The sequence below is a fragment of the Actinomycetospora chiangmaiensis DSM 45062 genome (assembly GCF_000379625.1).
GTDB lineage: Bacteria > Actinomycetota > Actinomycetes > Mycobacteriales > Pseudonocardiaceae > Actinomycetospora > Actinomycetospora chiangmaiensis.
In genome coordinates, this window is the sequence record NZ_KB903217.1 from 855,693 (window position 1) to 880,694 (window position 25,002).

Annotated in this window: 20 protein-coding genes; 19 read left to right on the top strand and 1 reads right to left on the bottom strand. The window is 75.9% G+C overall.

Translation table 11 applies throughout. The annotated features are described in order from the left end of the window. Positions 1-81: 81 nt before the first annotated feature. The 4 genes from A3CO_RS35280 to A3CO_RS0104380 all read left to right on the top strand — a co-directional run bounded on the left by A3CO_RS35280 (position 82) and on the right by A3CO_RS0104380 (position 6,647). On the top strand, positions 82-522 hold the full coding sequence (locus tag A3CO_RS35280) for a hypothetical protein (RefSeq protein WP_157646965.1): 441 nt from the start codon (positions 82-84) through the stop codon (positions 520-522). Positions 523-620: 98 nt separating this feature from the next. Then, positions 621-1,424, top strand: coding sequence for a hypothetical protein (locus A3CO_RS39320; protein WP_018331012.1), 804 nt, complete (start codon positions 621-623; stop codon positions 1,422-1,424). Next, positions 1,421-3,109 (top strand): DNA polymerase Y family protein, encoded by a 1,689-nt coding sequence (locus A3CO_RS0104375; protein ID WP_018331013.1) that lies wholly within the window; start codon positions 1,421-1,423, stop codon positions 3,107-3,109. Before A3CO_RS39320 ends, A3CO_RS0104375 begins: the two co-directional genes overlap by 4 nt. 103 nt (positions 3,110-3,212) lie before the next feature. Continuing rightward, complete coding sequence (locus tag A3CO_RS0104380) at positions 3,213-6,647, top strand: error-prone DNA polymerase (RefSeq protein ID WP_018331014.1); 3,435 nt, start codon at positions 3,213-3,215, stop codon at positions 6,645-6,647. A gap of 161 nt (positions 6,648-6,808) precedes the next feature. Here the strand turns inward: A3CO_RS0104380 and A3CO_RS0104385 are convergent, their stop codons facing one another. Further along, complete coding sequence (locus A3CO_RS0104385) at positions 6,809-7,474, bottom strand: GPR1/FUN34/YaaH family transporter (protein ID WP_018331015.1); 666 nt, start codon at positions 7,472-7,474, stop codon at positions 6,809-6,811. Positions 7,475-7,730: 256 nt separating this feature from the next. Between A3CO_RS0104385 and A3CO_RS0104390 the strand changes: the two genes are divergently transcribed. The 15 genes from A3CO_RS0104390 (at position 7,731) to A3CO_RS0104460 (ending at position 24,970) form a co-directional block, all read left to right on the top strand. Beyond that, positions 7,731-8,204, top strand: a complete 474-nt coding sequence (locus A3CO_RS0104390) for a hypothetical protein (RefSeq protein ID WP_018331016.1) — start codon at positions 7,731-7,733, stop codon at positions 8,202-8,204. Then, positions 8,191-10,086 carry an NAD-binding protein gene (locus tag A3CO_RS0104395; RefSeq protein ID WP_018331017.1) on the top strand — a complete coding sequence of 632 codons (1,896 nt, stop codon included), beginning with the start codon at positions 8,191-8,193 and terminating at the stop codon, positions 10,084-10,086. Before A3CO_RS0104390 ends, A3CO_RS0104395 begins: the two co-directional genes overlap by 14 nt. 8 nt (positions 10,087-10,094) lie before the next feature. After that, complete coding sequence (locus A3CO_RS0104400) at positions 10,095-10,940, top strand: bifunctional methylenetetrahydrofolate dehydrogenase/methenyltetrahydrofolate cyclohydrolase (protein ID WP_026204280.1); 846 nt, start codon at positions 10,095-10,097, stop codon at positions 10,938-10,940. 5 nt (positions 10,941-10,945) lie between these two features. Beyond that, the gene (locus A3CO_RS38915) at positions 10,946-11,470 is read left to right on the top strand and encodes a DUF3017 domain-containing protein (protein WP_018331019.1); all 525 of its coding nucleotides are present in this window, start codon (positions 10,946-10,948) and stop codon (positions 11,468-11,470) included. Positions 11,471-11,630: 160 nt separating this feature from the next. Next, a complete protein-coding gene (locus A3CO_RS0104410; RefSeq protein WP_018331020.1) occupies positions 11,631-12,845 on the top strand; it encodes an NADP-dependent isocitrate dehydrogenase in 1,215 nt (404 codons plus the stop codon). 350 nt (positions 12,846-13,195) lie between these two features. Beyond that, positions 13,196-14,476: an AI-2E family transporter gene (locus tag A3CO_RS0104415; RefSeq protein ID WP_018331021.1), complete on the top strand. Its 1,281-nt coding sequence runs from the start codon at positions 13,196-13,198 to the stop codon at positions 14,474-14,476. Between the two features lie 111 nt (positions 14,477-14,587). Further along, a complete protein-coding gene (uraH, locus tag A3CO_RS0104420; protein ID WP_018331022.1) occupies positions 14,588-14,929 on the top strand; it encodes a hydroxyisourate hydrolase in 342 nt (113 codons plus the stop codon). Positions 14,930-14,936: 7 nt separating this feature from the next. Next, positions 14,937-15,833 carry a factor-independent urate hydroxylase gene (pucL, locus tag A3CO_RS0104425; protein ID WP_018331023.1) on the top strand — a complete coding sequence of 299 codons (897 nt, stop codon included), beginning with the start codon at positions 14,937-14,939 and terminating at the stop codon, positions 15,831-15,833. A 26-nt stretch (positions 15,834-15,859) separates the two neighbouring features. Next, the gene (gene allB / locus A3CO_RS0104430) at positions 15,860-17,194 is read left to right on the top strand and encodes an allantoinase AllB (RefSeq protein ID WP_018331024.1); all 1,335 of its coding nucleotides are present in this window, start codon (positions 15,860-15,862) and stop codon (positions 17,192-17,194) included. Beyond that, complete coding sequence (gene alc / locus A3CO_RS0104435) at positions 17,191-18,615, top strand: allantoicase (RefSeq protein ID WP_018331025.1); 1,425 nt, start codon at positions 17,191-17,193, stop codon at positions 18,613-18,615. The genes allB and alc overlap by 4 nt, the downstream gene beginning before the upstream one ends. Positions 18,616-18,683: 68 nt before the next feature. Next, positions 18,684-19,865 (top strand): DUF6986 family protein, encoded by a 1,182-nt coding sequence (locus A3CO_RS30000; protein WP_018331026.1) that lies wholly within the window; start codon positions 18,684-18,686, stop codon positions 19,863-19,865. Between the two features lie 89 nt (positions 19,866-19,954). Then, positions 19,955-20,950 (top strand): isopenicillin N synthase family dioxygenase, encoded by a 996-nt coding sequence (locus A3CO_RS0104445; RefSeq protein WP_018331027.1) that lies wholly within the window; start codon positions 19,955-19,957, stop codon positions 20,948-20,950. Continuing rightward, positions 20,947-21,426 carry a nucleoside deaminase gene (locus tag A3CO_RS0104450; protein WP_018331028.1) on the top strand — a complete coding sequence of 160 codons (480 nt, stop codon included), beginning with the start codon at positions 20,947-20,949 and terminating at the stop codon, positions 21,424-21,426. Before A3CO_RS0104445 ends, A3CO_RS0104450 begins: the two co-directional genes overlap by 4 nt. A gap of 8 nt (positions 21,427-21,434) precedes the next feature. Further along, positions 21,435-22,274, top strand: a complete 840-nt coding sequence (locus A3CO_RS0104455) for an FAD binding domain-containing protein (RefSeq protein ID WP_018331029.1) — start codon at positions 21,435-21,437, stop codon at positions 22,272-22,274. Then, entirely contained in the window at positions 22,271-24,970 is a 2,700-nt protein-coding gene (locus A3CO_RS0104460) for a molybdopterin-dependent oxidoreductase (protein ID WP_018331030.1), read from the top strand. The genes A3CO_RS0104455 and A3CO_RS0104460 overlap by 4 nt, the downstream gene beginning before the upstream one ends. Positions 24,971-25,002 lie beyond the last annotated feature (32 nt).

Consider the following 25,002-nt stretch of genomic DNA (forward strand, 5'->3'; position numbering starts at 1 on the left):
GTGCCGGTCGCGGGTCCGGCGCGAGTCTCCGGGTGCGGCACGTCGACGTCCGACGTGCCGGCCCACGACCCGGAGGAGACCGTGACCGAGCCGTACGACCCCGAGGAGACCCCGACCCCCACCTCGTCCTCGGGGAGCGGGGAGTGGTCGACCTCGCCCGCGGACCCGCCGACCGAGCCGGGGTGGGCGCGGTCGGAGGCCCCGCCGACCCCGTCGGACGAGCCGTCCGCGGGGCCGTCGTCGGCGTCGTCCGCGGAGCCGGTCGGGCCGCCGCGGCGGTCCTGGTGGCGCTCGCCGCGGGTGCGGGCCGGGGCGGTGGGGACGCTCGCCGCGCTCGTGCTGCTCGGCGGCGGGTTCGGGGCGGGTTACGCCGTGGCCGACGCCTCGGCGCCCGCCACCACACCCGCCGCCACGCACGCCGCGGCGACGGCGAAGGGCCACCCGAGGAAGGGTGCCGCGGGCGCGCGGAAGCGGCAGCAGCAGGCACAGCAGGGGCAGCAGGGGGCGGGCCCCACGATCTGAGTGACGTCGTCCGTGTCGTCCCGCGTCGTGGCGGACTGTCGGGGGGCTGGGTTACCGTTCTCCTCGTTCGAACAGGTGTTCGATGATCAGGAGGGTCCATGTCGCTCGCGCACGATGCGCTCGCCGGCCGGGTCGCGGAGCTGGGGCTCGTCCGGGCCTCGGAGCTGCCCGCGCGGGGTGCCCGGGCGGCAGCCTCGCACACCCGGCCGACACGGGTCCCGACGCCGGGTCCGGCGTCACCCGGACCGGAGCCCTCGCCCCCGGAGCCCGCGCACGATCCCGAGCAGGCGCTGCTGCCGGTGCCGGGGCCGCTCGCGGGTCTCCTCCCGTGGGGTGGATTGCGGCGCGGGTCGACGGTGTCGGTGCACGGATCGACCGCCCTGCTGCTCGCGCTCGTGGCGCAGGCCTCGCGGGCGGGGTCCTGGTGTGCGCTGGTCGGGTTGCCGGGGGTCGGGATGGCCGCCGCGCACGAGGCGGGGCTCGACCTCGCCCGCACGGCCCTCGTCCCGCGGCCCGGCCCGCGTCCGGCGACGGTGGTGGCGGCGCTGGTCGACGGGGTGGACGTCGTCGTGCTCGGCGGCGCGTCGGCGTGGCGGGCGGGAGATCGGCAGCGGCTCGCCGCGCGGGTCCGGCAGAAGGGTGCCGTGCTCGTCCCGGTCGGGGCGTGGCCGGGCGCGGACGTCGAGCTGCACGCCGGCGGCGGCACCTGGTCGGGGCTGCTGGGCGACGGCGCCGGCCGGTTGCGGTCCCGGCGGGTGCACCTGCGCTGTGCCGCCCGCGGGCGGGCGCGCGACGTGCTCTCCGACGTGCTCCTCCCGGGTCCCGACGGCGGGTGTGCCCCGGTCGCCGACGACGGGAGCGGTTCGGTCGAGGTGGATCCCGCGCCGGCGAGGACGGGGTGAGCGCGGGGGACGGGGCCGGGACACCGTTGCGGGTCGTCGCGTTGTGGTGCCCGGACTGGCCGGTGGTGGCGGCGTGCGCGGAGTCGGGCATCCCGGCCGACCGCCCGGCGGCCGTGCTGGTCGGTCACCGGGTGGTGGCCTGCTCGGCGACGGCCCGGGCCCAGGGAATCCGACGCGGGCTGCGTCGCCGCGAGGCGCAGGCCCGCTGCCCCGACCTGGCGGTGCTCGGGCGGGACGCCGACCGTGACGCGCGGGCGTTCGAGACGGTCGCCGCGGCGGTGGAGGAGCTCACCCCCGGCGTCGAGGTGATCCGGCCGGGGCTGGTGGTCCTCGCCGCGCGGGGCCCGGCCCGGTACTTCGGGGGCGAGGAGGTGGTGGCCGAGCGCCTGGTCGACCACGTCGCCGCGCGGGCGCGGGTGGAGTGCCAGGTCGGGGTGGCCGACGGCGTGTTCGCCGCCTCCCTCGCCGCCCGCCGCAGCGTGATCGTGCCGCCCGGGGGGTCGCGGGCGTTCCTCGCGCCGCGCCCGGTCGTCGAGCTGGAGCTGGAGCCGGGGGTGGAGCCGGACACCGCGGGGGCCGACGTCCCGGCGACCACCGCGCGCACCGAGCTGATCGGCCTGCTGCGCCGCCTCGGGCTGACCACGCTGGGGGCCTTCGCCGAGCTCCCGGCCGTCGACGTCGCCTCCCGGTTCGACGCCGCCGCGGTGCGCGCGCACCGGTTGGCCCGCGGGCTGGACGAACGCCCGCCGACCCGTCGCCGGGTGCCCGACGAGCTGACCGTCGAGGTCCCGCTCGACCCGCCGGTCGACCGGGTGGACGCCGCCGCGTTCGCCTCGCGCGCCCTCGCCGAGCGGCTGCACCACGTGCTCGGCGAGGCCGGACTGGCCTGCACCCGGCTCGGGGTGCAGGCCCGCACCGTCGGCGGGGACGAGCTGGCCCGCACCTGGCGCTGCGCCGAGCCGCTCACCCCGACGGCCACCGCGGACCGGGTGCGCTGGCAGCTCGAGGGGTGGCTGTCACGGCGGGCGGGGTCGGGTCGCAGCGGGGACGGGCTCGCGGTGCTGCGACTGGTGCCGGAGGAGGTCGTCGACGCCGGGCGGCTCCAGCTCGGGCTCTGGGGCGAGACCGGGGCGGCCGACGAGCGCGCCGGCCGGGCCCTGGTGCGCGTGCAGGGGTTGCTCGGGCCGGAGGAGGTGCTCACCGGCGTGCCCGGCGGGGGACGGGGCCCCGGCGAGCGCATCCGCGCCGTGCCGTGGGGCGACGAGCGCATCCCCGCGCTCGACCCCGAGGCGCCCTGGCCGGGGACGCTCCCGGCCCCCTCGCCGTCGACGGTGCCGCCCGAGCCCGCGCCGGCCCGGGTGCTCGACGCGGCCGGTCGCCCGGTGCGGGCCGCCCCGCGCGGCCGGCTGACCGGGCCGCCGGCGTTCATCGGGATCGGCGACGGCGAGTGCGCCCCGGTGCGGGCCTGGGGCGGGCCGTGGCCCGAGGAGGGGCGGTGGTGGGACCCGGCGGCCCCCGCCGGGTGCCTGCGGATCCAGGTCGTGTGCGTGCAGGACGACTCCGACCCCGATCCGGCGGCCGACCTCGCGCCCGATCCCGTCGCCTCCTCGGCCGACGCCGCCGGGCTGGCACTGCTGCTCGTGCTGCGCGGCGACCGGTGGGCCGTCGAGGGGATCTACGACTGACCGGCGCGCCCGGATCCGGTGAAGGCCCGGCACGCTGTCGGACCCTCCCGCTACAGTCGAAGCATCGAACAGGTGTTCGATCGGAGAGGTGGGAGGCCGGGGAATGGGCTGGGGCAATCCGGCGGTGAGCTGGTCGGAGATGGAGCGGATCCTCGCGGGGAAGCCGGTCCGGTCGGCGGGGTCGGGGCACACCGGGGCCGAGGTCGACGGCCCGGGGACGATCCATCCCGCGGACGTCAGCGCGGCCCCTGTCCGTCGTCGTCCCTCGCGGGACGAGACGCACCCCGGTGACGGCGGCGACTCGCCGGCCTGGAGCCGCACCCGGGCGCCCTACCGCCCGCCGCGCTCGCCCCGGCCGGAGAGCACGGCCACGGTGCCCTACGCCGAGCTGCACACCCACTCCACCTACAGCTTCCTCGACGGGGCGAGCCAGCCCGAGGAGCTCGTGGAGGAGGCCCACCGGCTGGGGCTGGAGGCGATCGCGCTCACCGACCACGACGGGATGTACGGCGTCGTCCGCTTCGCCGAGGCCGCCCACGAGCTGGACATCCGCACCGTCTTCGGGGCCGAGCTGTCGTTGGGGCTGTCCGCCCCGCAGAACGGGGTGGCCGATCCGGAGGGCGAGCACCTGCTCGTCCTGGCGCGCGACCCCGACGGCTACCGCGCGATCTCCCGGGCGATCACCGAGGCGGCGATGGACCCGCGGGCGGAGAAGGGCCACCCGGTGTACGACCTCGAGCGCGCCGCGGCGACGCTGCGCGACCGGGTGGTCGTGCTCACCGGGTGCCGCAAGGGCCACGTCCGCCGGGCGCTCGCGGCGGGCGGACCCGAGGCGGCGGCCGGGGCGCTCGACCGGTTGGTGGCGCTGTTCGGGGCGGAGTCGGTGGCAGTGGAGCTGACCGACCACGGGCTGCCGGTCGACGTCGAGCGCAACGACCTGCTCGCCGGGCTGGCGGCCCGGGCGGGCCTGCCGACCGTCGCGAGCACGGCGGCGCACTACGCGACGCCCGACCGGGCGCGCATCGCGGCGGCGCTGGGCGCGGTGCGGGCACGGCGCAGCCTCGACGAGGCCGAGGGCTGGCTGCCGCCGGGCACCGCCCACCTGCGCTCGGGGGCGGAGATGGCCACGCGGTTCGCGCGGCACCCCGAGGCGGTGACGCACGCCGCGGTGCTCGGGCGGGAGTGCGCGTTCGAGCTGGCGCTGCTCGCCCCCGAGCTGCCGCCGTTCACGGTGCCGGCAGGGGAGACCGAGGCGAGCTGGCTGCGCCACCTCGTCGACCACGGCGGGCGCGGGCGCTACGGCAGCCGGACGGACAACCCCGAGGCCTGGGAGGTGATCGACCACGAGATGACGATCATCGAGGGGCAGGGGTTCCCCGGGTACTTCCTCATCGTCGCCGACATCGTGCGGTTCTGCCGCGAGGCGGACATCTACTGCCAGGGCCGCGGCTCCGCGGCGAACTCGGCGGTCTGCTTCGCGCTCGGCATCACCCACGTCGACGCCGTGCAGATGGACCTGCTCTTCGAACGCTTCCTCTCCCCGGAGCGTGACGGCTACCCCGACATCGACCTCGACATCGAGTCGGACCGCCGCGAGGAGGTCATCCAGTACGTCTACCGCCGGTACGGGCGGGACCGGGCGGCGCAGGTCGCGAACGTCATCACCTACCGGCCGCGCTCGGCGGTCCGGGACGCCGCCCGCGCGCTGGGCCACTCCCAGGGCCAGCAGGACGCCTGGAGCAAGCACATCGACCGGTGGGGTCCGGGGGCCGACCTGGAGGACCAGGTGCCCGGGATGCCGCGGGCGGTGGCCACCCTGGCCGAGGAGATCGCGGGCTTCCCCCGCCACCTCGGCATCCACTCCGGCGGCATGGTGATCTGCGACCGGCCGGTGGACCAGGTGGTGCCGGTGGAGTGGGCGCGGATGGAGGACCGCAGCGTCATCCAGTGGGACAAGGACGACGCCGCCGCGGTCGGCCTGGTCAAGTTCGACCTGCTGGGGCTCGGCATGCTCTCGGTGCTGCACTACGCCAGCGACTACGTGGCCGCCCACCACGGCCGCCGCATCGAGCTCCACGAGCTGCAGCCCACCGACCCCGACGTCTTCGCGATGCTCGCGCGGGGCGACTCGGTGGGGGTGTTCCAGGTGGAGTCGCGCGCCCAGATGGCGACGCTGCCGCGGCTGAGGCCCCGGGTGTTCTACGACCTGGTGGTCGAGGTCGCGCTGATCCGCCCCGGCCCGATCCAGGGCGGGTCGGTGCACCCCTACATCCGGCGCCGCAACGGCGACGAGCGCGTGATCTACGACCACCCGCTGTGCGAGCCGGCGCTGCGCAAGACGCTCGGGGTGCCGCTGTTCCAGGAGCAGCTCATGCAGCTGGCCACCGACGTCGCCGGGTTCTCCGCTGCCGAGGCCGACGAGCTGCGCCGGGCGCTCTCGGCGAAGCGCTCGGCCGAACGCCTCGAACGCATGCGGGAGCGCTTCTACGCCGGGATGGCCCGCAACCAGATCACCGGGGAGCTCGCCGACCGGATCTTCGCCAAGACCAAGGCGTTCGCGAACTTCGGCTTCCCGGAGAGCCACTCCATCAGCTTCGCGTCCCTGGTCTACGTGTCGGCCTGGTACAAGTTCCACCACCCGGCGGCCTTCTGCGCCGCCCTGCTGCGGGCCCAGCCGATGGGCTTCTACTCCCCGCAGAGCCTCGTGGCCGACGCCCGGCGGCACGGGGTCGTGGTGCACGGGCCCGACGTCACCCGCAGCCGCGCCGACCCCGACCTGGAGCCGCACCCCGACAGCACGGGCGGCGTGGCCGTGCGGCTGGGGCTCGCCTCCGTGCGTGGGCTGGGCGACGAGGTCGCGGAACGCATCGTCGCGGCACGCGGGGCCGCCCCGTTCGACGGGCCGGCCGACCTCGCCCGGCGCGCCGACCTCACCACCGCGCACCTGGAGGCGCTCGCCACCGGTGGGGCCCTGGCGTGCTTCGGCCTCGAGCGGCGGGAGGCACTGTGGGCGGCGGGCGCGGCGGCCGCGGGGACGGCGGTGGTCCGCGACGGCGCGCGGCAGGACCGGCTGCCCGGTACCGCCGTGGGCCTCGACGCCCCGGCGCTGCCCGGCATGTCCGCGGTGGAGCTGACGATCGCCGACGTGTGGGCGACGGGGCTGTCGCCCGACGGGCACCCGGTGACCCACCTGCGCGCCGAACTGGACCGGCGCGGCGCGTACAGCGTCGCGGGGGTGGCGACGGTGCCCGAGGGGGAGCGGATCGAGGTGGGCGGGGTCGTCACCCACCGGCAGCGCCCGGCGACGGCGGGCGGGACGACGTTCCTCAACCTCGAGGACGAGACGGGGATGCTGAACGTGGTGTGCTCGGAGGGACTCTGGGCCCGCCACCGGGTGGTCGCCCGCACGAGCGCGGCGCTCGTGATCCGGGGCCGGGTCGAGCGGGCCCACGACGCGCCGAGCGTGGTCAACCTCGTCGCCGACCGGGTGGAACGCCTGGACCTGGTGGTCCCGTCCCGGTCACGCGACTTCCGCTGACGCTCCCGCCGTCCGAGGCCGGTCCCGTTCCGGGGGCCGGCCTCGCGGTGTGTCGATCTGATGCACCCACCGGGGCCGACGATCAGGGCCCGGCACACTGACGGGGGTGTCCCCGGCCGGTCCGAACGGCCGGGGACACCCCCGTCAGCGGGTGAGGCGGCTCAGCCGCCGATGATCGGCTTGCCCATCGGCAGCGACGAGCCACCGTTCGCGACGCTCATCGCGTCGAAGAACAGGTACACGCCGACCAGGGAGAACGCGAAGACCGCGATCCCACCGCCGAACAGCAGGCCCGTGGACCCGCCGGCGGTGCCGAGCAGGACGAGCAGCAGGGCGAGGTCGACCAGGACGAACAGCAGCGTGAACACACTCGGCAGCCGCAGCGAGGCCAGCGTGAGCACCACGACGCCGATCAGCCAGGTCAGCAGGAACGTCTCCTGGGCGGCCACCGCCGCGTTCCCGGAGGCGTCGCCGAACCAGTTGTGGCCCAGGCCGAGCACGAGCGTCGAGAAGCTCAGCCAGAAGCCCGCGAAGATCCCGAAGATCGCCGCGACCGGGCCGGCCCCGAGGCGGATCGCCCAGACGCAGGCGATCAGCTGACCGATGCCGTTGCACATGATGAGGATCGGCACCATGCCGATCGCCGCGTTCGCCGAGGACCCGGTGAAGCCGATCAGGTAGAGCCCGAGGGCGACCGAGCCGATCACGAACGTCGGGACACCGACCAGGGCCGGGTTGGCCGCATTGGCGGCTGCCTCGGCGGCTGCTGCGTCAGCCGCCCGGGTGTCGGCGGCGTGCGCCCCCGTACTCTCGTCGACTGTGGTCATCGCCACTCCTTCGTGCCGCTGATGACGGGCAGGCGTGACAGACCCGCTGGTCCGGGGGTTGCACGATTGCCCGCTGACCGATCGAGTGTGATCTCACGCACCGCACACGCGGAACCGACCGTCCGTAGGGGTAAGCGCCTGCCGTGACGGTTCGTGTACCGGTTCAGGCATGCTCACGGGCATGAGGCGCATGCCCGTATCCAGCCGGTCGGACAGTGTTGCGGGAGGGGGAGTCACCCGCCGTCTGCTGACCGGTGTGGTCGCCGGTGCCGCCGGGACCGCCGCGATGACCGCCACCGGGCAGCTCTACCGCCAGGTCTACGCCCGGCGCCGCGGCAAGGCGCCGTCGGAGATCACGGAGATCCTCGACTACGACGACAGCGACCACGTGGTCGTGGCGGCCTCGACGCTGCTGCGCGCGGTGTCGGGGCGGGCGCCGCAGTCCCCGGCCGCGCGGCGGGCCCTCTTCTGGCTCGTGCACTGGGGCTACGGCTCGGCCGTCGGCGTCGCGCACGCCGAGCTGCGCCACCGCACCGGCGAGCCCGCCGCCGGGGTCGCCTTCTTCGTCGGCTGCCAGACGATGGCGCTGTCGCTCTTCCCGGTCCTCGGCGACACCCCCGTGCCGTGGCGGTGGACGCCGCGGCTGATGACCGTCAGCGTGCTCCAGCACCTCGTCTACGCGGCGGCCGTGGCCGGCGCCGACGCGGCCCTCGACCGTGCCGGGCGCTGAGGGGCCCGACCCCGCCCTGGCGCACCGCCGGGGCCACGTGATCGTCTGCGGTCTCGGCGGGCTGGGTGGTCGGATCGTCGAACAGCTGCACCTGCGGGGCGAACCCGTCGTCGTGGTCGACGACTCGCCTGCGGCCGCACGGTCGGCCGCCGCCCTCGCGGCGTGGGGCGTCCCGCTGGTGACGGCGGACCCGCTGCTCCCGGGCACCCTGGAGGCGGTCGGGGTGGCCGGCGCCCGCGCGGTGGTGTGCGTCGAGGGCGGGGACGCGGGGGAGCTGCGCAACCTGCACCTGGCCCTGCAGGTACGCGACCGGCGACCCGACGTCCGGGTGGTCACGTCCCTGGGCAACGCGGCGATCGGGCGCGCCGTGGCCGCCGACCGGAGTCCGGGCGCGGTGCTCGACGTCGCCCTGCTGGTCACCCCGGCGCTCGTCGAGGCGTGCCTGCGGAGCCCGGTGCACGCCCTCGACATCGCCGGGAACCGCTTCGTCGCCGTCGCCACCCGGGCCCGCGAGGCCGCCACCCTGCGGGCGTTGTACGGGGACCTGGCACCGCTCGCCGTCACCGGTGGAGCCCCGCCGGTCACCCACATCTGCCCGAGCCGGGACGACCGGGTCGATGCGGGGGACCTCGTCACCGTGCTCGGCGACGACGCCGAGATCGCCACCGCGGGGGTGGCGGTGGAAGGGCCCGCGCCCCGCCGCCGGTCGCCCACGACGCGCCGCGGCGGCGGGTACGACCCGGACGCCGCCCGGGGCCGCGCCGGCCTGCTCGCCCGGGCGGGCGCCACGGTCCTCGCGGTTGCCCGCGAGTCCGACCGCGGCCTGCGCTGGGCCGTCGCCGCCCTGGTGGGTCTGCTCGCGATCTCGACCGCCGTGATCGCCCTCGGCTACCGGTACCCGGACGGCGCGCGGATGTCGCTGCTCGACGCGCTGTACTTCTCCGTCGAGGCGGTGGCGACGGTCGGCTTCGGCGACTTCAGCTTCGCCGGCCAGGCCGTCTGGCTGCGGGTGTGGGCGATCTTCCTCATGCTGGCCGGCGTCGCGGCGACCGCGATCCCCATCGCGTTCTTCACCGACATGCTCGTCAGCCGCCGGCTCTCGGCGACCGCCGGGCGCCGGGCGGCCTCGGCGTCGGTCGGGCACGTCGTGATCGTCGGCCTCGGCGCGATCGGGGTGTCGGTCATGGAGGCCCTGACCGAGCGCGGCCACGACGTCGTCGTGGTGGAGGCCGACCCGGGGAACCGGCACCTGCCCCGCGCCCGCACGCTCGGCGTCCCGGTGGTGTTCGGCGACGGCACCACCCCGACGACGCTGCGCGACGCCCGCGTCCGGCGCGCGGCGGCGGTGGCCGTCCTGACCAGCGACGACATGGCGAACATCGAGACCGGCCTCGCCGTGCGCGACCTGCTCGGCGGGGCGGCGTCCACGCCCGTGGTGCTGCGGCTCTTCGATCGGGACCTCGCCCGCGTCGTCGCCGCGCGGTTCGGGTTCGACACCGTGCGCTCGATCGCCGAGCTCGCCGCTCCGTGGTTCGTCGGCGCGGCGCTCGGTCTCGACGTCCTGGGCACGTTCCCCGTCCACGGGCAGGCCTTCCTGCTCGGCCGGTTGCGGGTGGAGCCGGGCAGCGAGCTCGACGGGCTGGCGATGCGGGACCTCTCGGCCCGGACCCGCGTCGTGGCCCTGCGCCGCGTCACCGACCCCCACGGCCGCGCGCCCCTCGAGCACCCGCCCCGGCGTGACACCCGGTTCACCGCCGGCGACGAGGCGTTCCTCGTCGGCCCGGACTCCGAGCTCCTGGGCGTGCTCGGGCGCTCCCGCGCCCCGCGGGGCCCCGACGGGGACGAGCGGGCCCCTGCCGCCGCCGCGCCCGGCACGGGATGATGGGGGGCGTGACCGCGACGATCCTGGACGGCAAGGCCACCCTGGCGACGATCATCTCCGAGCTCGGCGAGCGGGTCGCGAAGCTCGCCGCGGCGGGTCGGCCGCCCGGGCTCGGCACGGTGCTGGTCGGCGACGACCCCGGGTCGCAGTCCTACGTGCGGGCCAAGCACCGCGACTGCGCGAAGGTCGGGATCGAGTCGATCCGCCGGGACCTCCCCGCCGACGCGACCCAGGCCGACGTCGAGCGCGCCGTGGACGAGCTGAACGCCGACCCGGCCTGCACCGGCTACATCGTCCAGCTCCCGCTGCCGAAGGGGCTCGACGCCAACGCCGTCCTGGAGCGGATCGACCCGGACAAGGACGCCGACGGCCTGCACCCGACGAACCTCGGCCGGCTGGTGCTGAACGAGCCCGCGCCCCTGCCCTGCACCCCGCGCGGCATCGTCGAGCTGCTGCGCCGCTACGACGTGCCGCTCGACGGGGCCAAGGTGACCGTCCTCGGGCGCGGCATCACCGTCGGCCGCCCGCTCGGTCTGCTGCTCACCCGCCGCAGCGAGAACGCCACGGTGACCCTCTGCCACACCGGCACCCGCGACCTCGCCGCCGAGGTGCGGGCCGCGGACGTCGTCGTGGCGGCCGCCGGCGTGCCGGGCATCGTCACCGCCGACATGGTCGAGCCCGGGGCGGCGGTGCTCGACGTCGGGGTCTCCCGCGGCCCCGACGGCATCCTCGGCGACGTCGCCGCGGACGTCCGCGAGGTCGCGGGCTTCGTCGCGCCGAACCCCGGCGGGGTCGGGCCGATGACCCGCGCCATGCTGCTCACCAACGTGGTCGAGCGCGCCGAGAGGGCCTGAGGGTCATGACGACGGGCGGGGGCACCCGGGGCAGCGGCGCCGGCAGCGGCACCGGCACCGACCCGGCGTCGGGAACCGGCACCGACCCGGCGTCGGGAACCGGCACCGACCCGGCGTCGGGAACCGGCACCGACGATGTGGATTCCCTGCCACTGGGTGACAGCAACGACGCTTCGCTGCCACCAGGGGGGACCGACGGGCCCCGGCACCTGAGGCCGCCCCGCACGCCCGCCGACTACGGCCGCGCCCTGCTGCACCGGCTGCGCGCGCAGGCCCCGCTCGCGGCGGTGCTCGCCGTGGCCCTCGCCGCGTTCGTGTGGATCGGGCTGCAGCACTGGCGCGGGGGCACGACGATCCTCGGGGTCGCGCTGCTGCTCGCCGCGGTCCTGCGGGTCGCGCTGCCCGACCGGACGGCGGGGCTGCTCGCGGTCCGGCCTCGGCGCACCGACGTGATCACGTACGCCGCGTTCGGGCTCGTGGTCATCCTGCTGTCGCTGTCCATCACCGGCGGTCCGCTCGCGACCCGCTAGACGGGTGAGGAGCGCGACCCGCCACACCCCGTCGCCGTCCGTGTCGCGTTGATAGCGTTCAGCCCAGAGGCAACGCCTGGGCCTCCCCGTTCTGGCCGGGCCCGGCGCGCGCCCCCGAGATCCGTGCGGCGCCGAAGCCAGGCGCGAGAGGAGAGCCCGAGTGGCGAAGATCAAGGTGGAGGGCACCGTCGTCGAGCTGGACGGCGACGAGATGACCCGGATCATCTGGCAGTTCATCAAGGACAAGCTGATCCACCCGTATCTCGACATCGACCTCGAGTACTACGACCTCGGGATCGAGCACCGCGACGAGACCGACGACCAGGTCACGGTCGACGCGGCGAACGCGATCAAGAAGCACGGCGTCGGCGTCAAGTGCGCGACGATCACCCCGGACGAGGCGCGGGTCGAGGAGTTCGGCCTCAAGCGCATGTACCGCTCGCCCAACGGGACGATCCGCAACATCCTCGGCGGCACGATCTTCCGCGAGCCGATCGTCTGTTCCAACATCCCGCGCTACGTCCCGCACTGGACGAAGCCGATCGTCGTCGGCCGCCACGCCCACGGCGACCAGTACCTGGCGCAGGACTTCAAGGTCCCCGGCCCGGGCACCGTCACCATCACCTACACCCCCGACGGTGACGGCGAGCCGATGGAGTTCCAGGTCGCGAAGTTCCCGGAGGACGGGGGCGTCGCGCTGGGCATGTACAACTTCAAGAACTCGATCGTCGACTTCGCCCGCGCCTCGCTGCGCTACGGCCTGGACCGGAACTTCCCGGTCTACATGTCGACCAAGAACACCATCCTCAAGGCCTACGACGGCATGTTCCGCGACACCTTCAAGGAGATCTTCGAGTCGGAGTTCAAGGCCGACTTCGAGGAGGCCGGGCTCACCTACGAGCACCGCCTCATCGACGACATGGTCGCCGCCGCCATCAAGTGGGAGGGCGGCTACGTCTGGGCCTGCAAGAACTACGACGGCGACGTCGAGTCCGACATCGTCGCGCAGGGCTTCGGCTCCCTCGGCCTGATGACCTCGGTGCTCATGACGCCGGACGGCACCGTCGAGGCCGAGGCCGCCCACGGCACCGTGACGCGGCACTTCCGCCAGCACCAGCAGGGCAAGGAGACCTCGACCAACCCGATCGCGTCGATCTTCGCGTGGTCGCGGGGTCTGGCCCAGCGCGGGCGGCTGGACAAGAACGACGAGCTCGTCGACTTCGCCGAGAAGATCGAGCAGGTCTGCATCCAGACCGTCGAGGACGGCAAGATGACGAAGGACCTGGCGCTGCTGATCGGCAAGGACGCGCCGTACCTGAACACCCAGGACTTCCTCGACGCGATCGACGAGGGCCTGCAGAAGGCGATGGCCTGACGACCGGCCCGACCCCGGCCTGAACCACGACGGCACCCTCCGTGCGCGGAGGGTGCCGTTCGTGCGTTCGGTCGGGTTCCGCCTGCCGGACTCCCCGGCGTGATCGGCCGTCGTCGCCGAGGTCCTCCGCTACCTCGGCCAGCAGGTCGCGCGCCGCACCGGGGAGGCGCTCGCGACGACGAGGCGGGTCCCGAGGAGCAGCCGGTTCCTCCGGTTCCCGAGCCCGCGGCGGCCGAACGCGCGGCGGACCGAGCGGCTCGACGATCACGGGGTGGCGGACGGCCGGATTCGGGTACGCCGCGTCAGCCCGGGGGATCCTTCCCCGGCCCTCGGGTCGGAGAGGACATCCCGTGACGCAGGAGATCCCGCTGCCCCTCGGCACGCCCCGCGCCGGCGCGCGACGCAGCCGTGGCCAGCTCATCGGTGACGGCCTGGCGTGGACCTCGCGCTGGAGCCTGCGGCTGGTGCTGACGGCGCTCGGCGCGGTCCTGCTCGGCCTGATCATCGGCGAGCTGTGGTCGGTGGTGCTGCCGGTGCTGCTCGGGCTGATCATCGCGACGGTGCTGGAGCCGCCGGCCACCTGGATGCGCCACCACGGGGTCCCGTCGCTGCTGGCCGCTCTCATCGTGGTGCTCGGCGCCCTCGCGATCGTCGGCGGCGTCATCGCGGCCATCGCCCCGTCGGTGGCCGCCCAGATTCCCGCCCTCGTCGGCAGCGCCACCGGCGGCCTCGACGACGTGCAGCGCACGCTCTCGGGCACCTTCGGGCTCGGGCAGTCGCAGATCGGGCAGGCCGTCCAGGCCGGGCTCGACCAGCTGCAGAACTCCGCGACGATGATCGCGGGCACCGTGTTCACCGGCCTCACGGTGATCGCGAACGGGCTGGTCGACCTCGTCCTCGCGCTCGTCCTCGCCTTCCTGTTCGTCAAGGACGGCTACCGGTTCCTCCCGTGGCTGCGCCAGCAGGTGGGGACCTCGGCGGGCGTGCACTTCGCGTCGGTCGGCTCGCGCGCGTGGGACCGGCTCGGCGGCTTCATCCGCTCGCAGGCGATCATCGGCTTCGTCGACGCCGCGTGCATCGGTGTCGGGCTGGTGATCCTCGGGGTGCCGCTCGCCCTCCCGCTCGCGGTGCTCACCTTCTTCGGGGCGTTCATCCCCATCGTCGGCTCGCTCACGGCCGGTGCCCTGTCGGTGCTCATCGCGCTCGTCAGCAACGGGCTGACCAACGCCCTCATCGTGCTCGCGCTCATCCTCGCGGTGCAGCAGATCGAGGGGAACCTGCTCCAGCCGCTGGTGCAGGGGCGCGGCCTGGGGCTGCACGCGGCCGTGGTGATCCTCGCCGTGACCGGCGGCAGCAGCGTCGCCGGCATCGTCGGTGCGTTCCTCGCCGTGCCCGCGGTCGCGGTCGCCGCGGAGATCCTCCGCTACACCAACGAGCAGATCGACCTGCGCGCCCGTTCGGACGACGAGCACCCCACGCAGGCGCCCCGTCCCACCGACGCCGAGCTCCTGGCGGCTGCACCACCGCGCCGGGCCGGGCCGCTGGCCCGGTGGATCCGACGTCGTCGGGGGACCGCCGAGCCCGACGACGCCGTGGCGGCGCAGGACGTGACGAACCCGGCGCGCGGCTAGGGCCCGGACCGGCGCCACTGCGACGAACGAGTGACTCGCGCCCGCCGTCACCCCGGGGCAACATGCGTGCCCTTCACTGTCGCCTCGACCCGTCGTCGCGAAAGGGGTGCCGTGCCGGGACCGATCGAGCGTCTGTCCACCCACGTGCTGGACGTCGCGGCGGGCCGCCCCGCCGAGGGCGTCGGAGTCACGCTCGTCCGCGACGGCGACGCCGTGGAACTGGGTCGGGGCACCACCGACGCCGACGGGCGGGTCGCGCAGCTCAACGACGAGCCCCTCGATCCGGGGGACGTGACGCTGTCCTACGACGTCGCCGCGTACATGACCCGGACCCACGGCACCGTGTTCCACCCGCGGATCACGGTGCACGTCCGCCTCGACGGGGCACGGTCGCACTACCACCTGCCCGTGCTGGCCGGACCGTTCTCCCACACGACCTACCTGGGGAGCTGATCGCGCAGTGGGCTTCGTCCTGGGCACCAACCAGTACGGCAAGGCCGAGGTGCGGCTCGTGCACGTGGACCGCTCCACGCCGAAGCACGTCATCACCGACGTCACCGTCACCAGCCAGCTGATCGGCGACTTCGCCGACACCTTCCACACCGGCTCGAACGCCTCGGTGATCGCGACGGACACGCAGAAGAACACCGTGTACGCGCTCGCCCGCACCGGGGGCGTCGGCGCGATCGAGGAGTTCGCGCTGCGGATGGCCCGGCACTTCGTGGCGCCGGAGCACCCCCAGGTGACCGGCGCCCGCCAGGAGATCGAGCAGTACTCCTGGGACCGGATCGACACCGCCGACGGCCCGCACGACCACGCCTTCGTCCGGGGCGGCACCGAGACCCGCACCGTGGTCGTCACGAAGCACGGCGAGACCGAGACCGTCATCTCCGGTCTCACCGACCTCGTCGTGCTCAAGAGCACCGGCAGCGAGTTCCACGGGTTCCCGCAGGTCGCCTACACCTCGCTGGTGGAGACGACCGACCGCATCCTCGCCACCTCGGTGTCCTCGCGATGGCGCTACGTCGGCACGGACGTCGACTGGGACAAGTCGTTCGCGAGCGTGCGGGCGACGATGCTCGACCGCTTCGCGTCCACCCACAGCCTCTCGCTGCAGCAGACGCTCTACACGATGGGCACCGCCGTGCTGGAGGCTCACCCGGAGATCGCCGAGATCCGGTTCTCGATGCCCAACAAGCACCACTTCCTGGTCGACCTGTCCCCGTGGGGTCTCGAGAACCCGAACGAGGTCTGGTACGCCGCCGACCGGCCGTACGGGTTGATCGAGGCGGCGGTCGGCCGGGACGACGTGCCCGCCGACGAGGCGGCCTGGGCGGGGATCACGGGCTTCTGCTGAGCCGACCCCTCTAGGGTCGGGCGCCGATGCCCCACGATCTCGTCGTGCGTGCCCGCCGGGTGGTCCTGCCCGGCGGGACCGCCCCTGCCGTCGTCACCGTCTCCGCGGGACGGATCACCGCCGTCGCCGACCACGACACCCCCGTCGAGGGACCCGTCGTCGACCTCGCCGACGACGAGGTGCTGCTGCCCGGCCTCGTCGACTCGCACGTCCACGTCGACGAACCGGGCCGCACGCACTGGGAGGGGTTCGCGACCGCCACCGCCGCGGCGGCGGCCGGCGGGATCACCACCCTCGTCGACATGCCGCTCAACTCGATCCCGCCGACGATCGACCCCGAGGCCCTCGCCACCAAGCGCGACGCGGCGCGCGGGCAGGTCGCCGTCGACGTCGCCTTCTGGGGCGGGGCGGTGCCGCTCGTCGACGGCGTCCCGGACCCGTCGGGCCGCGTCGACCCCAGCCGGATGAGGGCCCTGGCGGCGGCCGGGGTGCGCGGCTTCAAGTGCTTCCTCACCGACTCGGGCGTGCCCGAGTTCCCCGCGGTCTCCCACGACGACCTCGAGCTCGCCGCCGCGACCTGCGCCGAGCTCGACCTGCCGCTCGTGGTGCACGCCGAGGACGACGGCGTGCTCTCCGAGTCGCCGCCCGCCGGGGCCGACTACCGCTCGTTCCTCGCCTCCCGCCCGCCCGGGGCGGAGACCACCGCGGTGCTGCGGCTCGCCGCCGTCGCGGCGCGGACAGGGGCCCACCTGCACGTCCTGCACGTCTCCGCCTTCGAGGCCGCGGAGGAGATCGGGGCCGCGCGCGACGCGGGCGTGCGGCTGACCGCGGAGACCTGCCCGCACTACCTCGCGCTCGCCGCCGAGACGATCCCCGGCACCGCGGGCAAGTGCTGCCCGCCGGTGCGCTCGGAGGCCAACCGGGAGCTCCTGTGGGGCGCCCTCGGGGCCGGTCGCCTCGACGCCGTCGTCTCGGACCACTCGCCCTGCCCGCCCGAGCTCAAGGCCGGCGGCTTCGACCGGGCGTGGGGCGGCGTCTCGTCCCTCGAGGTGGCGCTGCGCGTGGTGTGGTCCGGCGCCGGGGCCCGGGGGCACTCCCTCGACGACGTGGTGCGCTGGATGGCCGACGCCCCGGCCCGCCTCGCCGGCCTCGACACGAAGGGGCGCATCGCGGTCGGCCACGACGCCGACCTGCTCGTGTTCGCCCCGGACGAGATCGCCGAGGTCGACCCGGCCGCCCTGCACCACCGCCACCCCGTCACGCCCTACGCGGGGATGGCCCTGCGCGGTGCCGTGCGGCGGGTCTGGTTGCGCGGCGCCACCCCGGGCGCCGGGCGTCTGCTGCCGGAGGAGGACTCATGATCGACCTGGCGTCGCGTGCCGTCGGTGGAGGCGTGGTGGCCGCGAGCGACGAGACGTTCGCCGAGAAGGAGAACCTCGTCGCGGCGGCCGACCCCACCCACGCCGCGCACACGTTCGGGCACAAGGGCCAGCTCTACGACGGGTGGGAGACCCGGCGTCGGCGCGGGGACCTCGACGGCGAGGACTGGGCCGTCGTCCGGCTCGGGCTGCCGGGCGTCGTGCACCGCGTCGTCGTCGACACCGCCTTCTTCGACGGCAACCACCCGGTCTCCGCCGAGGTCGACACGTGCTGGTTCGAGGGCCGGCCCACGCCCGAGCAGGTCGTGGCCGCGCCGTGGGAGCCGCTGTGCGGCACCGACCTCAAGGGCAACACGGCGCACCCGGTCGACGCCGACGTCCCGCGCGCCGCGACGCACGTGCGGCTGCGCATCCGGCCCGACGGCGGGGTCGCGCGGCTCCGGGTGCTCGGGGAGGTCCTCCCCGACGTGCGCCGCTGGCGGGGGATCGGGGTGGACCTCGCCTCCCTCGCGGCGGGCGGGCGCGTGCTCGACGCCTCCAACCGGCACTACTCGCCGCCGGAGAACCTGCTGCTGCCCGGCACGGCCGCGCACATGGGCGAGGGCTGGGAGACCCGCCGTCGTCGGGACGGCGGCTTCGACTGGGTCGACGTCGCGCTCGGCGCCGCCGGCCACGTGCACCAGGCGGTCGTGGACACCACCTACTTCGTCGGGAACGCGCCGGGCACCGTGCGCCTGGTGGGGATCGGCGCCGAGGAGGTCGAGCTCCTGCCCGAGACCCCGGTCCAGCCCGACACCGAGCACTGGTTCGGCGCCGCCGACGGCCTCGACACCGGCCTCGTCGTCGACCGGGTGCGGGTGGAGGTCCGTCCCGACGGCGGGTTCGCGCGGCTGCGGCTGCTCGGCCGGCCGACGCCGGCGGCGGTCGCGGCGGCCGGGGTGCGCCGGTTCGACGGGCTCCCCGCGGCGGTGGCCGAGGAGGTGCTGCTCGGGTGCTGTGCAGCGCCCGGCTGGGCGGCTGCGGTCGCGGCGGGACGGCCGTACGGCTCGCTCGACGCGCTCGTCGCGGCGGCCACGGAGCACGTGCTCGCCCTCGACGACGCCGAGCTCGCGGCCGCCCTCGCCGGGCACGCCCGGATCGGGGCCCCGCGCGACCCCGTCGGCTCCCGGGAGCAGGCGGGGCTCGGCGACGTCGACCGGACCGCGCTCGCCGAGGGCAACCGCGCCTACGAGGAGCGCTTCGGGCACGTCTACCTGGTGCGCGCCGCGGGTCGGTCCGGCCCGGAGATGCTGGCCCTGCTGCGTGAGCGGTTGCGCAACGACGCCGCGACCGAGGGCGGGGTGGTGCGCGCCCAGCTCGCCGAGATCACCGTGCTGCGCCTCGAGGCGCTGTGGACCCCGTGAGCCCCTCCGGTGCAAGCAATGCGTCACCGCTTGCACCCAGTGGCAGGAAAACCACACCGTCGCCGAGTATGTCGACGACGTTTTTCGACGCGCTCGACGACCGGCTCGCCGCCACCGACGCGGCGCTCGACGCCGACGAGGCCGGGCGGGCCCGTCTCGCCGCGCGCGGTCCCGAGCCGGTGCACGTCTGCTACGTGCCCGCCGACCGGGTCACCGCCGACACCGCCCGCACCTGGGGCGACGAGGCGACCGCGCTGCTGGCGCGGTACGCCGACGACCCCGCGCTGCCCGACGTCCTCGGCGTCACCGCCGCCGAGCTGCACGAGGCCCTGCCCCGGGTCGCCCGCACGCTCGCGGAGCGGCCCGTGGCCGACCTGCGCGCCGACCTCGAGGACGGCTTCGGCCATCGCCCCGACGCCGAGGAGGACGCCGCCGCGACCGCGGCGGGCCGTGCCCTCGCCGCGGTCCTGGCGGGGGACCGCGCCCCGCTGCGGGGCGGCCCGCGCGTGAAGTCGGTGGAGCGCGCCACCCGCCGTCGGGGGCTGCGGTCCTGGGCCCTGGTCACCGACGCGTTCCTGACGGCGGGTGGCGACCCGTCGCGGCTGCGCGTCACCCTGCCCAAGGTGTCGGCGCCCGAGCAGGTCACCGCGTTCGTCGCCGCGTGCGCCGCGATCGAGGCGCACCACGGCATCGGGCCGGTGGCGCTCGAGCTGCAGATCGAGACCCCCCGCGGTGCCCAGCGCGTCGACGAGCTGGTCGCCGCCGCCGGGGAACGCGCGGCCGGCCTGCACTACGGCACCTACGACTACTCCGCAGCGCTCGGCATCGCGCCGGACCAGCAGCGGGCCGACCACCCCGCCGCCGAGCACGCCAAGTTCGCCATGCAGCAGGCCGGGGCGGCGGCCGGGGTCCCGGTGTGCGACGGGTCCTGCGCGGTGCTGCCCGTCGGCGACCGCGACGCGGTGCTCGCCGCGTGGCGCATCCAGGCCCGGATCGTGCGCCGCGCCCTGGAACTCGGGATCGGGCAGGGCTGGGACATGCACCCCGGGATGGTGGCGGCGCGGCTCGTCGTCGTGACCGCCTTCCACCGGGCCGGCCTCGACGCGGCGCGCGGGCGACTGCGCGCCTACCGGGCGGGCGCGGCGTCGGGCACCCTCGACGAGCCCGCCACGGAGCGGGCGCTCGTCGGCTTCCTGCGCCGCGGCGTGGCCTGCGGAGCCGTCGACGCCGACGAGGTGGACGACTCCTGAACGTCACACGCGTGGGCGACGGAGCGCCTAGAGTGACCCGTCACGGCACCGTGGCCGGCACCGGTAGGCAGCGATCCACGGGAGGTCCGATGTTCGTCGTGCCCACGGTCGATCTCTCCCCGTACCTCGACGGCGACCCCGGCGCCCGTCCGCGCACCGCCATCGCGCTCGACCACGCCTGCCGCTCCGTCGGCTTCGTGCAGGTCGTCGGGCACGGGGTGCGGCCGCGGGCCGTGGCGGGGCTCGAGGCGGCCCTCGACGCGCTGTTCGCGCTGCCGATGGAGCAGAAGCGGGACCTCGTGGTCACCGACGGCACGAACCGGGGCTACAGCCCGCCGCGCAGCGAGTCGGTGAGTCGCAGCCTCGGCGTGGAGCAGGCGGGCAACATGAACGACTATTTCGAGGCGTTCAACGTCGGGACGGCCGCCGACGGGCCGGACTCCGGCGGCGACGGGAACGTGTGGCCGGACCTGCCCGGGTTCCGCGAGGCGGTCGAGACGTGGACCCGCGAGGCCCGTCGGGTGGTGCGGGCGCTGGCGAGCGCCCTGGGCGACGCCCTCGGCGACCGGGAGGTGCTGCACCGGCTGGCGGACGACCCGGTGCAGGTGCTGCGCCTCAACCACTACGCCCTCGAGGAGCAGGACCTGCCCGACGGGGCCGACCTCTCGGGCATGGGGGAGCACACCGACTACGGCCTGGTCACCGTGCTGTGGGCCGACCGCGTGGCGGGCCTGCAGGTGCTCCACGACGGCACGTGGCACGACGTGCTGCCCGCCGAGGGGGCGCTGCTGGTCAACCTCGGCGACCTCACCGCCCGGCTGACCGGGGACCGCTGGCGCTCGACGCTGCACCGGGTGCGGCCGCCGGTCGAGAACGGCCGCGTCCGGCGGCGACGCTCGGCGGCCTTCTTCCACGACGGGGACCCGGACGCCGTCGTCGAGACCCTGCCCCTCGCCGGCGCCCGGCCCTATCCTGCGACGACGGTGCGGGAGCACCTCGCGCGCAAGCTCGCGGGCAGCCGCGCGGGGACGCTCAACACGACGGCGGGCCGCGAGGCCGCCCGGGTCCGGGAGGCCGCCCAGTGAGCGACGACGAGGGGTTCCTGCGCGAGGCGCTCGCCCTCGCCGAGCAGAACGTCGCCGAGGGCGGCGGTCCGTTCGGGGCCGTCATCGTGGCCGACGGCGTCGTCATCGCCCGCGGCCAGAACCGCGTCACCCGCGACATGGACCCGACCGCGCACGCCGAGGTCACCGCGATCCGCATCGCGTGCCGCGACCGCGGCGACTTCTCGTTGGCCGGGGCCACGCTCTACACCAGCTGCGAACCCTGCCCGCTGTGCGTCGCCGCGTGCCTGTGGGCGCGGCTGGACCGCGTGGTCTTCGCCGCCGACCGGCACGACGCGGCCCGCGGCGGCTTCGACGACCGCGCGTTCTACGAGCTGTTCGCGGCCGACCCCGGCACCTGGCCGACCCGGGTGGAGGCGATGGGCTCGACCCTGGAGCTCGACGCGCAGGCGCCGTTCGAGGCCTGGCTCGCCAAGGGCGACCGGGTGCGCTACTAGGCGGCGCGATGGACCTGCTCACGGTCGAGACCTTCACCCGACCCGCCGACGACGACGGGCTCCGCGCGCTCCTGCCGACCCTCGGCCCCGACCGGACGCCGCTCGGCGGCGGGTCGTGGCTGTTCTCGGTGCCGCAGCCCCACCTCGTCGGTCTCGTCGACCTCACCGCGCTCGGCTGGGAACCCGTCGTCGCGGACGCCGGGGGGCTCACGCTCGCGGCCACCGCCACCCTCGCGACCCTCGCCGACCTCGACCCGTCGTCGTACCCGGAGTGGCCCGCCGTGGCGCTCTTCGCCGGCTGCTGCGAGGCCCTCGTGGGCTCGCGCAAGATCTGGCACACCGCCACGGTCGGCGGCAACGTGTGCCTCGCGCTGCCTGCGGCGCCGATGGTCACCCTCGCCGCGGTGCTCGACGGGGAGGCGACGATCTGGACGCCCGGCGGCGGGTCGCGGCGCGCGCCGGTCGTCGACCTCGTCGTCGGCGCGCAGCGCACGTCGCTCGCACCCGGCGAGGTGCTGCGCGCGATCGCCCTCCCCGCGGCCGCGCTGCGCGCCCGCACCGCGCTGCGCCGGGCGTCGCTGTCCCCGCTCGGCCGCTCGGCGTCCCTGCTGGCGGGGCGCCGCGGTCCCGACGGCGGGTTCGTCCTGGCCGTGACCGCGGCGCTGCCCCGGCCCGCCGTCCTGCGCTACGACGACGTGCCGCCCGCCGGCACGCTGGCGGCCGACGTCGAGGCGCTCGGGGACGCCCACGGCTGGTACGACGACCCGCACGGGACGCCCGCGTGGCGGCGGGCGATGACGCTGCGCGGCGCCGAGGAGATCCGCCGGGAGCTGGGGGAGGGGCGATGACCACCGTCGACGGGACGCCGGTCCCGGCCCCGCCGCGGGCGGGGCAGTGCCTGCGCACCTACCTGCGCGACCACGGCCACCACGCCGTCAAGAAGGGCTGCGACGCGGGGGACTGCGGCGCCTGCACCGTGCTGGTCGACGGCACCCCCGTGCACTCCTGCCTCTACCCCGCCGTGCGCGCGGCGGACGCCGCGGTGACCACGGCGGCCGGGCTGCCCGAGGGACCCGACGACCCGCGCCCGCGGTTCGCGGCGGCGGCCGGGTTCCAGTGCGGCTTCTGCACGCCGGGGATGGTCGTCACGGCGGTGGGCCTGGCCGAGCGCGTGGCCGACCCCGAGCGGCGGGCCCGCGCGCTGCAGGGCAACCTGTGCCGCTGCACCGGCTACCGCGCGATCGCCGACGCGCTCGACGGGCGGAGCGCGGTGGACGCCGGACCGGTGGGTGCCCCCGCGCCGGCCCCGGCCACCGAGCGGGTCGTGCGCGGCACCGAGCGCTACACCCTCGACGGCGAGCCGCCCGCCGGGACCGCGCACCTCGTCGTCGTCCGGAGCCCCCACGCGCACGCGCGGATCACGCGCCTCGACACGTCCGCGGCGCGGGCGCTGCCCGGCGTCCTCGCCGTGCTCACCCACGAGAACACGCCCGCCACGCTCTTCTCCACCGCCCGCCACGAGAGCCGCCTCGACGACCCGGACGACACCCGCGTGCTCGACGACGTCGTCCGGTTCCACGGCCAGCGCGTCGCCGCCGTCGTGGGCACCGACCTGGCCGCGGCGGAGGCCGGGGCGCGCGCCGTCCTCGTCGAGTACGCCCCCCTGCCTCCGGTGCTCGACCCCGAGACCGCCCGCGACGCGCCGCCGATCCACCCGGAGAAGGCCGGGAGCCGGATCGCGGACCCGGCGCGCAACGTCGTCGCCGCGCTGCACGAGGGCGTCGGCGACCTCGCGACCGGGATCGAGGAGGCCCGGGCGGCGGGCGGCGCCGTCGTCATGGGGACGTGGCGGACCGGGCGCGTCTCGCCCGCCTCGCTGGAGACCCACGCCAGCCGGGCGTGGACCGACGCCGACGGCCGGCTCGTGGTGCTCACCTCGACCCAGGTGCCGTTCCTCGTCCGCGACGAGCTCGCCCGCCTGCTCGAGCGGCCCGCCGGCTCGGTCCGGGTGCGCACCGCCCGCGTCGGCGGCGGGTTCGGCTCCAAGCAGGAGATGCTGACCGAGGACCTCACCGCGCTCGCGACGCTGGCCGTCGGGCGCCCGGTGCAGTGGGAGCTGACGCGCACCGAGTCGCTCACCGCCACCCCCACCCGCCACCCGATGCGCGTGGCGGTGACGGCGGCGGCCCGGCCCGACGGGACGCTCACGGCCCTCGGTATCGACGTCCTCTCCGACGCCGGGGCGTACGGCAACCACTCGCCGGGCGTGATGTTCCACGGCTGCCATGAGTCGATGGCCCTCTACCGCGCGCCGCACAAGCGGGTCGACGCGGAGGCCGTCTACACCACCACCCCGCCCTCCGGCGCGTTCCGCGGGTACGGCCTCGGGCAGGTGCAGTTCGCGATCGAGTCGGCCCTCGACGACCTCGCCCGCGAGCTGGGCCTCGACCCCTTCGAGCTGCGACGACACGCCGCCGTGCGGCCCGGCGACCCGTTCGTCGCCTCCGCCGACCCGGCCGAGCACCCCGACGACCTGGCGTTCGGTTCCTACGGCCTGCCCGAGTGCCTCGACCTCGCCCGGGAGGCGCTCGCCCGCGACGGGGACCCCGCGCCGACCGGCTCGACGTGGCGCGTGGGCGAGGGGATGGCGGCGGCGATGATCGCCACCATCCCGCCGCGCGGTCACCGGGCGCGGGCCGTCGTGGCCCTCGACGCCGGGCGCTACCGGGTGCGGGTCGGCACCGCCGAGTTCGGCAACGGCACCGCCACCGTGCACTCCCAGATCGCCGTCACCGCGCTCGGCGCCCGGCCCGACCAGGTGGAGCTCCACGGCGGCGACACCGACGCCGTCGACGTCGACACCGGCGCGTTCGGCTCCACCGGCACGGTGGTCGCCGGGACGGCGGTGGCCCGCGCGGCGGCGGCCCTCGCCGGCGAGCTGCGCGACAAGGCCGCGGCCCGGCTCGGGGTCGCGCCCGCCGACTGCACGCTCGGCCCGGACGGCGTCACCGCCGCGGACGGCCGCCGGGTCGACCTGGCCGACCTCTCCGGGGCCCGCGGCGAGGGCGCGCACGGCGGCTCCCCGCGGTCGGTCGCCTTCAACGTCCACGCGGTGCGGGTCGCCGTCGACACCGCCACCGGGGAGGTCCGCGTCCTGCGCTCGGTGCACGCGGCCGACGCGGGCGTCGTCGTCAACCCGCAGCAGTGCCGCGGCCAGGTCGAGGGCGGGGTCGCCCAGGGGATCGGGACCGCGCTGTACGAGGAGATCCGGCTCGACGACGACGGCCGCGTCACCACCCGCGTGCTGCGCGACTACCACCTGCCCCAGTTCGCCGACGTGCCGCGCACCGAGGTGCTCTTCGCCGACACCGTCGACGCCCTCGGTCCGTTCGGGGCGAAGTCGATGAGCGAGTCGCCCTACAACCCGGTGGCCCCGGCGATCGCCAACGCGATCCGGGACGCGACCGGCGTCCGGCCGCGCCGGCTGCCGATGACCCGCGACCGGGTGTGGGAGCTCTGCCGGGAGGCCGACCTCCCCGGGTAGGTCGGACATGGGCGCCGGTTCGTCCGGCCGGC